Source organism: Poseidonocella sp. HB161398 (assembly GCF_005870025.1).
GTDB lineage: Bacteria > Pseudomonadota > Alphaproteobacteria > Rhodobacterales > Rhodobacteraceae > Mangrovicoccus.
Window position 1 is genome coordinate 53,491 of record NZ_VATA01000022.1, and the last position, 12,556, is coordinate 66,046.

The 12,556-nt window shown below is 70.0% G+C and carries 11 protein-coding genes; 6 read left to right on the top strand and 5 right to left on the bottom strand.

Annotated elements, in window-relative coordinates:
- The first annotated feature begins 12 nt into the window (after positions 1-12).
- A complete protein-coding gene (locus FGX59_RS18050; RefSeq protein WP_206078380.1) occupies positions 13-1,485 on the top strand; it encodes an NAD-dependent succinate-semialdehyde dehydrogenase in 1,473 nt (490 codons plus the stop codon).
- Between the two features lie 1,406 nt (positions 1,486-2,891).
- On the opposite strand, the gene FGX59_RS18060 is transcribed toward FGX59_RS18050, so the two are convergent.
- Positions 2,892-3,320 carry a globin family protein gene (locus FGX59_RS18060; RefSeq protein ID WP_138468532.1) on the bottom strand — a complete coding sequence of 143 codons (429 nt, stop codon included), beginning with the start codon at positions 3,318-3,320 and terminating at the stop codon, positions 2,892-2,894.
- 51 nt (positions 3,321-3,371) lie between these two features.
- Positions 3,372-4,817 (bottom strand): MORN repeat-containing protein, encoded by a 1,446-nt coding sequence (locus tag FGX59_RS18065; protein WP_171060697.1) that lies wholly within the window; start codon positions 4,815-4,817, stop codon positions 3,372-3,374.
- 159 nt (positions 4,818-4,976) lie between these two features.
- On the opposite strand from FGX59_RS18065, the gene FGX59_RS18070 reads away from it, so the two are divergent.
- The 4 genes from FGX59_RS18070 to FGX59_RS39325 all read left to right on the top strand — a co-directional run bounded on the left by FGX59_RS18070 (position 4,977) and on the right by FGX59_RS39325 (position 8,818).
- On the top strand, positions 4,977-5,852 hold the full coding sequence (locus FGX59_RS18070) for a helix-turn-helix domain-containing GNAT family N-acetyltransferase (protein ID WP_138468534.1): 876 nt from the start codon (positions 4,977-4,979) through the stop codon (positions 5,850-5,852).
- Between the two features lie 114 nt (positions 5,853-5,966).
- Positions 5,967-6,494, top strand: coding sequence for a flavodoxin domain-containing protein (locus FGX59_RS18075; RefSeq protein ID WP_171060698.1), 528 nt, complete (start codon positions 5,967-5,969; stop codon positions 6,492-6,494).
- Between the two features lie 132 nt (positions 6,495-6,626).
- Positions 6,627-8,288 carry an NAD+ synthase gene (locus FGX59_RS18080; RefSeq protein WP_138468536.1) on the top strand — a complete coding sequence of 554 codons (1,662 nt, stop codon included), beginning with the start codon at positions 6,627-6,629 and terminating at the stop codon, positions 8,286-8,288.
- A 407-nt stretch (positions 8,289-8,695) separates the two neighbouring features.
- Positions 8,696-8,818 (top strand): hypothetical protein, encoded by a 123-nt coding sequence (locus FGX59_RS39325; RefSeq protein ID WP_255471602.1) that lies wholly within the window; start codon positions 8,696-8,698, stop codon positions 8,816-8,818.
- 57 nt (positions 8,819-8,875) lie between these two features.
- Here the strand turns inward: FGX59_RS39325 and FGX59_RS18085 are convergent, their stop codons facing one another.
- From FGX59_RS18085 to FGX59_RS18095, 3 genes are all read right to left on the bottom strand, one after another.
- Positions 8,876-9,517, bottom strand: coding sequence for a nucleoside/nucleotide kinase family protein (locus FGX59_RS18085; protein WP_370296111.1), 642 nt, complete (start codon positions 9,515-9,517; stop codon positions 8,876-8,878).
- 77 nt (positions 9,518-9,594) lie between these two features.
- Complete coding sequence (locus FGX59_RS18090; RefSeq protein WP_138468537.1) at positions 9,595-10,521, bottom strand: MBL fold metallo-hydrolase; 927 nt, start codon at positions 10,519-10,521, stop codon at positions 9,595-9,597.
- 85 nt (positions 10,522-10,606) lie between these two features.
- On the bottom strand, positions 10,607-11,029 hold the full coding sequence (locus tag FGX59_RS18095; RefSeq protein ID WP_138468538.1) for a metallopeptidase family protein: 423 nt from the start codon (positions 11,027-11,029) through the stop codon (positions 10,607-10,609).
- Positions 11,030-11,194: 165 nt separating this feature from the next.
- On the opposite strand from FGX59_RS18095, the gene gltX reads away from it, so the two are divergent.
- Positions 11,195-12,517 (top strand): glutamate--tRNA ligase, encoded by a 1,323-nt coding sequence (gene gltX / locus FGX59_RS18100; protein ID WP_138468539.1) that lies wholly within the window; start codon positions 11,195-11,197, stop codon positions 12,515-12,517.
- Positions 12,518-12,556 lie beyond the last annotated feature (39 nt).

A 12,556-nucleotide genomic window follows, 5' to 3' on the forward strand; every position in this document is an offset into this window, starting at 1 on the left:
AGGACCGATCCCATGACTTCGCTTGCCGACCGCCTTTCCAATCCCGATCTTCTGGTCACCTCCGCGCTGGTCGCGGGGAAATGGGTCTCCGCCGCCGACGCCCCGGCGCAATTCGAGGTGACGAACCCCGCGACCGGCGAGGTGATCGCCACCCTGCCCGATCTGGGCGTGGCCGAGGCCCGGGCCGCGATCAACGCCGCCTATGACGCGCAGAAGCCCTGGGCCGCCAAAACCGGCAAGGAGCGCGCCGCCGTTCTGCGCAAGTGGTTCGACCTGATGATGGCCAACCAGGACGACTTGGGCACCATCCTGACCGCCGAGATGGGCAAGCCGCTGGCCGAGGCCAAGGGCGAGATCGCCTATGGCGCCTCCTTCATCGAATGGTTCGCCGAGGAGGCCAAGCGGGTCTATGGCGACCTGATCCCGGGCCACCAGCCCGACAAGCGGATCATGGTGATGAAGCAGCCGGTCGGCGTCGTCGCCTCGATCACGCCCTGGAACTTCCCCAATGCGATGATCGCCCGCAAGGTCGCCCCCGCCCTGGCCGCGGGCTGCTCCTTCGTCTCGCGCCCGGCCTCCGAAACGCCGCTCTCGGCGCTGGTGATGGCGAAGCTCGCCGAAGAGGCCGGAGTGCCCGCGGGGCTGCTCAGCGTCGTGACCTCCTCGGCGGCCTCCGAGATCGGCCAGGAATTCTGCTCGAACCCGAAGGTGCGCAAGCTGACCTTCACCGGCTCCACCAATGTCGGGCGGATCCTGATGAAGCAGTCGGCCGAGCAGATCCAGAAGACCTCGATGGAGCTCGGCGGCAACGCGCCCTTCATCGTCTTCGACGACGCCGATCTGGATGCGGCCGTCGAGGGCGCGATGATCTGCAAGTTCCGCAACAACGGCCAGACCTGCGTCTGCGCCAACCGCATCTATGTCCAGGCCGGGGTCTATGACGCCTTCGCCGAGAAGCTGGTCAAGGCGGTCGAGGCGCTGAAGGTCGGCAACGGCTTCGACGAGGGCGTGCAGGCCGGGCCGCTGATCTCGCCCAAGGCCGTGACCAAAGTCGAGGAGCATATCGCCAACGCGACTTCGAAGGGCGCCGCGGTTGCCACTGGCGGCCATCCCCATGCGCTCGGCGGGACCTTCTTCGAGCCGACCGTGCTGACCGGGGTGACGAAGGAGATGCAGGTCTCCACCGACGAGACCTTCGGCCCGGTGGCGCCGCTCTTCAAGTTCGACACGGTCGAGGACGTGATCGCCCAGGCGAATGACACGATCTTCGGCCTGGCCTCGTATTTCTACGCCAACGACCTCAGCCGGGTGTTCCGCGTGGCCGAAGCGCTGGAATACGGCATCGTCGGGGTGAATACCGGCATCATCTCCACCGAGGTCGCGCCTTTCGGCGGCGTGAAGCAGTCGGGCCAGGGCCGCGAGGGCTCGAAATACGGCATCGACGACTATCTGGAGCTGAAATACGTCTGCCTCGGCGGCGTCTGAGCCGGACGGCACAGCGCCCTGCCGGCCACGGCCGGCGGGGTCCTCGCAATCGAGGCACGGGGCGGCACATTTGCACCGCCCGGGCCTTCGACCCGCGCCACCGATCCGAGTACCGCGAGTGCGCGGCACCGGCGGCAATGCAGGACAGATCGCCGTCCACAGGGCGCGAACCGGGCCCGCCGCGATGGACGGTCCTCCGGACCGGTCAAGCTGACGGCTCCGCGAGCCGTTCGAAATGGACCCTCTTGCGGCCGGACCCCTGTCCTTCCTGCGGATGGTCCGCCGCTGCACGTTCTTCAGATTGACGAGCGGATCCCGGCGCTCGGGGCCATCCCCGACACCACAGCAGCCCCCCGGATGTCCGTGACAGCTGGCTCGTCGCCGGGCTTCGGGCCGCTCCCGGCGCGGGCAGAGGCCCCGCCCCGTCAGCTTGCATCCCCGGCGGCTGGAGAGCCCGCGCTATCGGCAGTAGCAGACGCAGCGGCAGCGGCAGCGGCAGCGGCAGCGGCAGCTCCGCCTCTCTCGCTGGGCCCGCTGCGGCAAGGCCCAATTCGCAAGCGCGATCCCGGACCCCTGGCGCCCTGCCAGCCGCCCGAGCGGGGCAATCGGGGCTTCATGCTCGGCCATCAGCTCCGCCACCGCCACGTCGCCCTCACTGACCTCTGCTGCGTCCATCCAGATGCGGATCACGTTGCGCAACAGGTCTTGGCGGCGGCTGAGCGCGTGGAGCGTCTTGTCGCCAAGATGCCCGGCGAGGACGTGGCGCTCGAACGCGGTGCCGTGGCTTCGGTGGCGTCCGGGGATGGGCTTTCTTCCTCTGAACGCCCGCGCGGGGCAGTTCAACCGGTCTGTCTGGTCCGCCTGCAGGGGCGCGCCAGGGCGAGCGGCGCGCCGCCAAGACACGCGGCATCCCCTAGCGCCTGGCCATCGGCCTTGTCCACCTGAGAGCCCGCCTCATGACCGACACCGCCGCATGCTGGCGCGCAGTCCGGCGCGTTGCCAAAGCTGCGCGGCTGGCCCGACCGGATTTCGACACTGCCTATGCCGGCCAGCCAGACGCGGCCGGGCCCGGCGGCCCCGAGAGCCGGCCCGCGAGGTCGGGCGCCTGCGAGCGATCCCCGGGACCGCCTGCCCGGCACTGCTCCGGGACGCCGTTGCAAAACTGTCAGCAAGCCCTGCGGCAACGGCCGGGCACCGGAACCGCCAAGGCAATGTCCCGGCGGGCAGCAGCCGCGCCGCGGCTCCCGCAGGCGGAAGAGCTCCGCTTCACTGCCTGGCGGGATGTTGTCCGGCAGCAGGCCGCGGGCGATCGGGCCCTCCCGGCGATAGGCGGCGGCAGGAACGGGCCACGGCGCCCCGGGTCCCGGGGGCGTCAACGCGGGCCCGCCCAGCGCCGGTGGCGGCCGTCACGGACCTTCCGCGCCCCGCGGGGGATAGGCGGCCATGATCATCTCGCTGCTGAGATCGGCATAGGCGCTTAGCCAGGCCCCGCGCACGTCCGGGGTGAACTCCTCGCCCAGATGGACCGAGAGCGCATGCACCAGCGCGGCGCCCACCGGCTGGTAGTCGGCCGGGGTCACGCCATAGGCGACATGGCGCCGGGCCATCGCCCGCACCGAGGGCATCAGCTCGTCGAGATCGTGCAGGCTCTCGACCACGGCGCAGAGCGTGGTCATCAGCTTCGCCCCCTGCGCCCGGAGATTGCCGCGGAAATAGGGCCGGACATGCGGCGCGATCTCGAAGAGCCGTTCGTAGAACAGCCCGGCCGCGGCCTCCGCCTGCGGCAGCACCTTGCCAAAGCTGGCCTGGACCAGCTCCACCTCCTGCGGCGTCATCCTGCAACCTCCCTCTGCGCTCCGGCGTGGCGGAGCTTGCGGGGGGCGGGGTTAATTCGGCGCTAAACCCGGCTCGGCTTCGCCGCCTTCCGGGGCGGCGGCATCGGAGACGAGATTGTCGTTCTTCCATTCGCCTTTGAGCACCGTGCCGTCGGCATAGGTCAGCACGCCCTGCCCCGTGCGTCGCCCCTCGTCGAAGCCGCCCTCGTAGCTGTCGCCGCTCTCGAAGACGACCTTGCCCTGGCCGTGCTGCCGCCCCGCCTTGAAGCCGCCGGTATAGACCAGCTGCTCCGGCATGGTCAGCACGCCCTCGCCCTCGAAGACATCGTCATGGAAGCCGCCCTCGTAGGTCGCGCCCGAGGCGAAGGTGGCCTTGCCCTGGCCCTCGCGCAGGCCCGCGAGCCAGTCGCCCTCGTAGCTGTAGCCGCCGGGCAGGACCAGCTTGCCCTTGCCCTCGTAGCGGCCCTCGTGGAAGCCGCCCTCGTAGACCGCGCCCGAGCGCAGGATGCTCTTGCCCTGGCCCTCCATGATGCCCTGGCGGAAGTCGCCCTCGTAGACATCGCCATTGGCGAAGGCCACCTGGCCGGGCCCGTCGGGCTGGCCGGCCTTGAACTGGCCGCGATGGACGGTGCCGTCGGTATAGGTCAGCACGCCCTCGCCCTCGAACTGGCCGTCGGCCCATTCGCCCTCGTAACGGTAGCCGTCGGCGCCGGTGAAGGTGCCGCGGCCGGAGATCACGTCATCGGCATAGGTGCCCTCGAAGCGCTCGCCGGTGGCGTATTCGGTGATCCCGGGACCCGAGCGGCGGCCCATCGCCAGGCTGCCGCGGTAGACGTCGCCGTTGACATAGGTCACCACGCCCTCGCCCGAGAGCTGGTCCGCGACCCACTGGCCCTCGAAGCTCGACCCGTCCGACAGCGTCAGCTTGCCCGGGCCGGAGCGCTGGTCCATCGCCATGGCGCCCTCGTAGACCGAGCCGTCGGGCATCGTCACCCTGGCCTGGCCCGAGCGGCGGCCGCCGTCCCAGCCGCCCTCGTAGAGATAGCCGTCGGGCATCCGCAGCGTGCCTTCGCCATCGGCCAGGTCGTCCTGGAAGCCGCCCTTGTAGACCGAGCCGTCGGGATAGGTCCGCGTGCCCTGGCCGCTCATCTTGCCGTCTGCCCAGGTGCCGATCATCACCGAGCCGTCGGGCAGGGTCAGCTGGCCCTCGCCCTGCGGCTGGCCCGCCACGAAGGCGCCCTCGTAGACCGAGCCGTTGACCAGCTGCGCGCGGCCCTGACCCTCCTGCTTCCCGGCCACCCAGTCGCCGGTATAGCGGTAGCCCGAAGGCAGGCTGTAGCTGCCGAAGCCCTCGGGCAGGCCGGCCTCCATCGCGCCCTCGTAGACGCCGCCATTGGAGAACTGGACGGTGACCGGGCCCTCTTCGGCCGTGACGGCAAGGCCGGCGCCGACGGCAAGCATGGCCGAGAGAAGCGCGGTCCGGAGCTTCGGAGACATGGGGCGGCACCTTCGTTCGTTCATGGCAATCCTGAGCGTTTGTATGGGAATTGGCGCCGCCAAGTCCAACCCTGTTTGGCGAGGATGCGCGGGCGGGCGCTTGCGTCGCGGGTATATCTGACCTAAGTCAGGGAAAATGTCTGACCGGAGTCAGGAATCATGCCGCTCGATCCCGTTGCCCGCTTCCGCCGCTTCGCCCGTGCCGTCACGGCCGAGCTCGGCGCGCTCGACCAGTCCTTCCTCGGCCGAGGCCGCCCGCTGGGCGCGGCGCGGGTGCTGAACGCCATCGGCCGCGGCCAGTCCGACCTGGCGGCGATCCGCGCGCATCTGGGCCTCGATTCGGGGCTGGCCAGCCGGCTGCTGCGCGCGCTGGAGGACGAGGGCCTGGTCGAGACCGTCCGCCATCCCGGGGACGGCCGGCGGCGCATCCTGCGCCTGACCGCGGACGGGGCGGCGGAGTATGCCGCCTACGAGAAGCTCTCGGACGACCGCGCGGCAAAGCTGCTTGGCGGGCAGGCCGATGCCGGGGCGCTGCTCGACGCGATGGACCGGATCGCGCTGGCGCTGGGGCGGCAGCATGTCGAGATCGCCGAGGCCGATCCCCGCAGCGCCCCGGCGCTGCACTGCCTCGGGGAATACTATGCCGAGCTCGGCCGCCGTTTCGCCCAGGGCTTCGACGTCAGTCTCTCGCGCGATCCGCAGGCGGCGGACATGGTGCCGCCGAAGGGCAGCTTCCTGCTGGCCTATTCCGACGGGCTGCCCGCGGGCTGCGTCGGCATCAAGGGGGCGGGCGACGGCACGGCGGAGATCAAGCGGCTCTGGGTCGATCCGCTGACCCGCGGCCACGGGCTGGCGCGGCGGCTGATGACCGCCTCCGAAGACCGCGCGCGCGAGCTGGGCATCCGAGTGCTGCGGCTCGACACCAACAGCGCCCTGCCCGAGGCGGTGGCGCTCTACCGCCGCACCGGCTGGACGGAGATCCCGCGCTTCAACGACGACCCCTATCCCGATCTCTTCTTCGAGAAGGCGCTCTGACGCGGCCGGATGCGGCGGTCGATGCATGACCGCCGGACCGTCCGGACCGCCGCCGGGGCTGCGGGGCTTGCGCGGAGGCATCCCGGCCGCCATCCTCGGCAAGGGAGGACGGAGATGAGGGTTCTCGCGGGATACGCCACGCAGGAAGGCCATACCGCCGAGATCGCCCGGCGCGTCGCCGCGCAGATCGCGGCAGCCGGGCACGCGGCGGATCTGCTGCCGCTCCGCAAGGCGATCCGCCGGGCGCCCTCGGATTACGACCGGGCGATCCTGGCCGCGCCGGTCCATCTGGGGCGCTACCACCGCGACCTCCGGCGCTATGCGGCGCGCCACGCCGATACCCTGGCGCAGATGCCGGTCCTCTTCCTCTCGGTCTCGCTCTCCGCCGCCGGGCAGGATGCCGGCGACTGGCAGGGGCTCGGGCGGGTCCTCGACGGCCTCGCCGCCGCGACCGGCTGGCGGCCCGCCCGCGTGGAGCAGGTGGCGGGCGCCTACCGTCCCGAGCGCTACGGCTGGCTGGCCCGCCCGGCGATGCGCCGGGTGCTCGCCGCCCGCGATCCCGGCGCCGATCCGCGCAAGGTGCATGTCTATACCGACTGGGCGGCGCTGGAGCGCGCGGTGGAACGCTTTCTCGCGGGCTGAACCGCTCCGCAGGGCGGCCAAAGCCCGGGCAAATCCCGCCATGCGCCGCCAGGGCGCGGCCGGGCGGGCAAAGCGGGGCTTTCCCTCTCGCCCGACCCTGCTAAGAGGGGACGAGATCCTGGAGACCCGACCATGACCGCATCCTTCCGCCTGACCCTGGCCCAGCTGAACCCCACGCTCGGCGACCTCAAGGGCAATGCCGCCAAGGCGCGCGCCGCCTGGGAAGAGGCGAAAGCCGCCGGGTCGCAGATGATCGCCTTCACCGAGATGTTCATCACCGGCTACCAGGCCCAGGACCTGATACGGCGCCGGTCCTTCGTCGCCGCCGCCGAGGAGGAGATCCGCAAGCTGGCGGCCGACTGCGCGGACGGGCCCGCGATCGGCATCGGCGGTCCCTGGCGCGGCGAGGACGGGCTCTACAACGCGTTCTGGATCCTCGAGGGCGGCAAGGTGACGGCGCGGGTGCTGAAGCACTGCCTGCCCAATAACGACGTCTTCGACGAGATGCGGCTCTACAAGCGCGGCCCGCTGCACGGCCCCTATGCGATCGGCCCGCTGCGCATCGGCTCGCCGATCTGCGAGGACAGCTGGTATCCCGATGTCGCCGAAGCGCAGGCCGAGAGCGGCGCGCAGATCCTGCTGGTGCCGAACGGCTCGCCCTATCACCGCGGCAAGCAGTCCGAGCGGATCGGCATCATGGTCGCCCGCGTGGTCGAGACCGGCCTGCCGCTGGTCTATCTCAACATGGTCGGCGGCCAGGACGACCAGGTCTTCGACGGCGGCAGCTTCGTGCTGAACCCCGGCGGCCACCTGATGGCGCAGCTGCCGGTCTTCGACGAGGCGGTGGCGCATGTCGATTTCGAGGAGACCCCGGAGGGCTGGCGCGCGAAGAAGACCAGGCTCGCCACCCATCCCGACACCTGGGAGCAGGATTACCGCGTGATGGTCGAGGGGCTGCGCGACTACCTGTCGAAAACCGGCTTCTCGAAGGTGCTGCTCGGCCTCTCGGGCGGGATCGACTCGGCGCTGGTCGCGGTGATCGCCGCCGACGCGATCGGGCCCGGGAACGTGCATTGCGTCATGCTGCCGTCGGAATACACCTCCGCCCATTCGCTGGAGGATGCCGCCGAGGTGGCCAAGCGGCTCGGCACGCGGATCGACACGCTGCCGATCGCCGGTCCGAAGCACGCAGTCGAGGAGGTTCTGGCGCCGCTCTTCGAGGGCCGCGCCCCCGACATCACCGAGGAGAACATCCAGTCGCGCCTGCGCGGGCTCCTCTTGATGGCGCTGTCGAACAAGTTCGGCGAGATGCTCCTGACCACCGGGAACAAGTCCGAGGTCGCGGTCGGCTATGCCACGATCTACGGCGACATGAACGGCGGCTACAACCCGATCAAGGACCTATACAAGACCCGCGTCTTCGAGACCTGCCGCTGGCGCAACGCCAACTGGCGCGAGTGGATGAAAGCCCCCGAGGGCGAGGTGATCCCGGTCCGCGTGATCGACAAGCCGCCCTCCGCCGAGCTGCGCCCCGACCAGAAGGACGAGGACAGCCTGCCGCCCTACGAGGTGCTCGACGCGATCCTCGAAGGGCTGGTCGATGACGAGAAATCGGTCGACGAGCTGGTGGCCGCGGGCTTCGACCGGGAGACCGTCCGGCGGGTGGAGCACCTGATCTTCATCAGCGAGTACAAGCGCTTCCAGGCAGCCCCAGGCGCCCGCCTGACCAAGCGCGCCTTCTGGCTCGACCGCCGCTATCCGATCGCCAACCGCTGGCGCGACACCACGTCCTGAGCGCGGCTGCGCGGCCCCCGCGGCCGCGCCCTCCGCTCCGCCTGCGCGGCCGGGCACGGGCTGTCCTGCAACCTCCGGTCACGAGCTGTCCTGCAACCTCCGGTCACGAGCTGTCCTGCAACCTCCGGTCACGGTGGTTTCAAAACACTCGCCTTCTGAAGTAAAATGTGCGATTTTCCTCTACATTCTTAAATGAAAAGCCATAGCAAAAAGGTCATGAGGAAAATGTCACACGGAATTCTTCATTCAGATTAGACGCGGAGATCCTCACTTGAGCCTGTCATGTGAGGTATCTATTTACTGTTCGACTCGCAAATTTGAACAAGGTGGCTGCTATGCGGGGACCTGTTGACAGACGCACCCTGAGCCCCGAGACGGCCCTGCTTGTCGAGGAAATCCTCCAGGCAATGGAAGTGCTGACCTCGGCCGAGCTCCAGGGCGACGAACTCGCGCAGCGCCGCGCGGAGCGCACCTATCGCAGCCTGATGCGGAAGCTGCGGCAGCGCGCGGCCTGCCAGGGGCATTCCTGACGCGCACCGGGGCGCGGTCAATAGGGAACCGGAATCTCCCGGGAACGGAACGCGCGCTCAGGGCGCCGGGCCCACCACCCAGTCGGCCGCACGGCTGTGGCGGCGGACGGTCTCGCCATTGGGCAGGTCGTTCCCGCGGATGCGGCGCGCCGCCTCCTCCGGCGGGATCCCGTGCCGGACCTCCCAGCGCCGCAGCAGCCTCCGCTCCAGCTCCGCCGCCTCGACCTCGAGGAACACCGTTGCGTCGAAATGCCGGGCGAGCCGGTCCCAGGGCGCCAGATCGAGCAGCAGGTAGTTGCCCTCGACCACGAGGATCTCCGTCTCCTGCCCGACGATCCGCGCCCCGGCCCTCGAGATCTCCAGATCCCGGTCGAAGACGGGAATGGCGATCTCGGGCTCGGCATTGGCGCGCAGCCGCGCCAGAAGATGGTCGAACCCGGCGACGTCGAAGGTCGCCGGCGCGCCCTTGCGCGGCCGCAGCCCGCGCGCCTCGAGCACCGCGTCGTCATAGTGGAACCCGTCCATCGGCACCACTTCGGCCCGGCCGGGGCTCCCGGCATTCAGCCCCTCTGCGAGGAAGCACGCCAGGCGCGACTTGCCAGAGCCGGGCGCGCCCGCGACGGCGATCAGGCGGCGCGCGCCGCGGGGAAGCTCGGCCAGGCGGGCCAGGCAGGCCTCGCGCGGGATGGGGTCGGTCACGGGCCGCGGCTCCTCGTCAGGTCAGTCCTGCCGCAGAGTGGCCGCCCGGGCGGCCGCCCGCAACCCGCCGCGTGGTCTCACTCCAGCCAGGTCTGATAGCTGGCCGGCACCCAGGAGAACCCGCCCTCGCCGCGCGGGGCGACATGGCCAAGCGCCGGGAAGGGCATGTGGTAGCCGATCGCCGGGATCCGGTCGGCGGCGATCATGCCGAGGATCTTCCTCCGCGTCGCCGCCGCCTGCGCCTTGTCCATGTCGAAGCGGACCTCCCAGTCGGGATAGCCGAGCGACCAGACATAGTGGTTGGCGGTATCGGCGAACAGCATCATCTGCTCGCCGTCGCTCTCCACCATGTAGGCCATGTGGCCCGGGGTATGGCCATAGGCCTCGACCGCAGTGATGCCCGGCGCCACCGAGGCGCCCGGATCGACGAAGCTGAACTGCTCGCGCAGCGGACGGACCTTGGCCTCGTAGCCCTCGTTGCCCGAGGCCGACCAGTGGTTGTCCTCCACCGCGCCGGCCACATGGGCGGCATTGGCGAAGGTGGCGTCATCGCCCGACATCAGCCCGCCGATATGGTCGCCATGCATATGGGTCAGCACGACCCGGTCGACCATGTCCGCGCTGTAGCCCGCCGCTTCCAGCGCGCCGGTCACGCCCTCGGGCGCCAGGCCGGTATCGAACAGCACCAGCTCCGAGCCGGTATTGACCAGCATCGGCGTGAAGAAGAACTGCGCCCGGTCGGCGGGAATGAAATGCGCGTCCGACACGGCGGCGAACTCGTCCTCGGGCACGTCGGTGCCGAAGATCGCATGGGCATTGTCGCGGGTCGTCGTGCCGCCCAGAAGGGTGACGACCTCGTAGCTTCCCAGCTTGAAGCGGAAGAATTGCGGCGGCGTCGTGGCCCCCATCATCTCGGCGGCTGCCATGGACATCCTCGGCATTGCGGCAGCCAGCGGCGCGGCGGCTGCGGTGGTCAGGGCCTGTCGGCGGGTGATCTTCGTCATGTCGCGTCTCCCTTGCTGTTCCGGCAGCGGCAATCACGGCGCCACCGCCAGTCAGCCGGAGACTAGCCATGATCTATTCCGGATCTCACTCCCACCAGCGGTCTATCACGGCGATGTCATCATCCGACCAGCCGAAGTGATGGGCAAGCTCGTGAACCGTCACATGCGCGACCAGATCCTCGAGCCCGACATCCCCCCGCGCGATCCATTCGTCGAGAATCGCCAGCCGGAACAGCCAGATCGTGTCCGGCCCCGAGGGCTGGTCCATCACCGACTTCTCGGTCAGCGGGATGCCGTCATAGAGCCCGGTCAGCTCGTAGGGATCGGCGATCTCCAGGTCGCGCAGCATCTCCTCGGGGGCGAGATCCTCGACCCTCAGCGCCACCTGGCGCGCCGCCGCCGCAAAGCGCTGCGGCAGCGCCTCCAGCGTGGCACGGGCGATCTCCTCGATCTCCTCGAGGCCGGGGGGCAGTCCGAAGGCGGGCAGCGACTCAGGTTCATCGGTCATGGCCCCGTCATGGCAGCCGGGCCCGCCGCCGCCTAGCGACCGCGTCGTCACAGGGCGCCCGGAGAGGGTCCGGGAGAGGGCCGGGCCCTCTCCCGGCGGCTTCCGCGCGGATTTCTGGACACCGTGCGCGCGATGTGGTTAGCCAGCGCCGACAGGAGATCCGCCATGACCACCACCCGCTTCGCGCCCTCCCCCACGGGCTACCTGCATATCGGCAACCTGCGTGCCGCCCTGATGAACTTCGCCATCGCCCGCAAGGCCGGCGGGACCTTCATCCTGCGCATCGACGACACCGACCAGGAACGCTCGAAGCAGGAATACATCGACGGGATCTTCGCCGACCTCGAATGGCTCGGCTTCACCTGGGACCGGGTCGAATACCAGTCCAAGCGGCTCGACCGCTATGCCGCCGCCGCCGACAAGTTCCGCGCCATGGGCCGGTTCTACGAATGCTTCGAGACCCCGACCGAGCTCGACCTGAAGCGCAAGAAGCAGCTCAACATGGGCAAGCCGCCGGTCTATGACCGCGCCGCGCTGAGCCTCTCCGACGACGAGAAGGCCGCCCTGCGCGCCGAGCGTCCCGGCCACTGGCGCTTCCTGCTCGACCAGGAGCGGATCGAATGGTCCGACGGCATCCTCGGCCCGATCTCCATCGACGCCGCCTCGGTCTCCGACCCGGTGCTGATCCGCGGCGACGGCCAGGTGCTCTACACGCTGGCCTCGGTGGTCGACGATGCCGAGATGGGCGTGACCCATGTCGTGCGCGGCGCCGACCACGTGACCAACACCGCGACGCAGATCCAGATGATCGACGCCTTCGGCGGCAAGGTGCCGGCCTTCGCCCACCATTCGCTGCTGACCGGCCCGCAGGGCGAGGCGCTGTCGAAGCGGCTCGGCACGCTCTCGCTGCGCGACCTGCGCGCCCGCGGGATCGAGCCGATGGCCATCCTCAGCCACATGGCGCGGCTCGGCTCCTCGCAGCCGGTGGAGCTGCGCAGCTCGATGGAGGAGATCATCGAGGGCTTCGACCTCTCGAGCTTCGGCGCCGCCCCGACGAAATTCGACGAGGCCGACCTGCTGCCGCTGACCGCGCGCCATCTGGGCAGCCTGCCGGTCGAGGCGGTCGCGGCGGACATTGCCGCGGCGGGCGTGCCCGACGCGCTGGCCCCGGCCTTCTGGGCGGTGATCCACGAGAATGTCGCGACCCGCGCCGAGATCGCCGGCTGGTGGCAGATCCTCCGCGACGGGGCCGAGCCCGCGATCGAGGACGAGGACCGCGACTTCATCGCCGAGGCGCTCGCCATGCTGCCGCCGCTGCCGTTCGACGACACGACCTGGGGCAGCTGGACCGCCGCGGTGAAGGAGAAGACCGGCCGCAAGGGCAAGGGGCTCTTCATGCCGCTGCGCAAGGCGCTGACCGGCAAGGCCCGCGGCCCGGAAATGGCGCATTTCCTGCCGCTGATGCAGGCCCTGCCGAAACAGGGCTGAGCCCTGCCGCCGGGGCCCGCCACGGGTCCCGGCCGCCGC

Bases quoted from the DNA above. Each gene is read 5' to 3' on its own strand.
- FGX59_RS18060 (WP_138468532.1), bottom strand. From the start codon at position 3,320: ATGACGCCGCAGGAGGTGGAGCTGGTCCAGGCCAGCTTTGGCAAGGTG.
- FGX59_RS18095 (WP_138468538.1), bottom strand. From the start codon at position 11,029: ATGACCGATGAACCTGAGTCGCTGCCCGCCTTCGGACTGCCCCCCGGC.
- FGX59_RS18070 (WP_138468534.1), top strand. From the start codon at position 4,977: ATGCCGCTCGATCCCGTTGCCCGCTTCCGCCGCTTCGCCCGTGCCGTC.
- FGX59_RS18075 (WP_171060698.1), top strand. From the start codon at position 5,967: ATGAGGGTTCTCGCGGGATACGCCACGCAGGAAGGCCATACCGCCGAG.
- FGX59_RS18065 (WP_171060697.1), bottom strand. From the start codon at position 4,817: ATGTCTCCGAAGCTCCGGACCGCGCTTCTCTCGGCCATGCTTGCCGTC.
- gltX (WP_138468539.1), top strand. From the start codon at position 11,195: ATGACCACCACCCGCTTCGCGCCCTCCCCCACGGGCTACCTGCATATC.
- FGX59_RS18050 (WP_206078380.1), top strand. From the start codon at position 13: ATGACTTCGCTTGCCGACCGCCTTTCCAATCCCGATCTTCTGGTCACC.
- FGX59_RS39325 (WP_255471602.1), top strand. From the start codon at position 8,696: ATGGAAGTGCTGACCTCGGCCGAGCTCCAGGGCGACGAACTCGCGCAG.
- FGX59_RS18090 (WP_138468537.1), bottom strand. From the start codon at position 10,521: ATGACGAAGATCACCCGCCGACAGGCCCTGACCACCGCAGCCGCCGCG.
- FGX59_RS18080 (WP_138468536.1), top strand. From the start codon at position 6,627: ATGACCGCATCCTTCCGCCTGACCCTGGCCCAGCTGAACCCCACGCTC.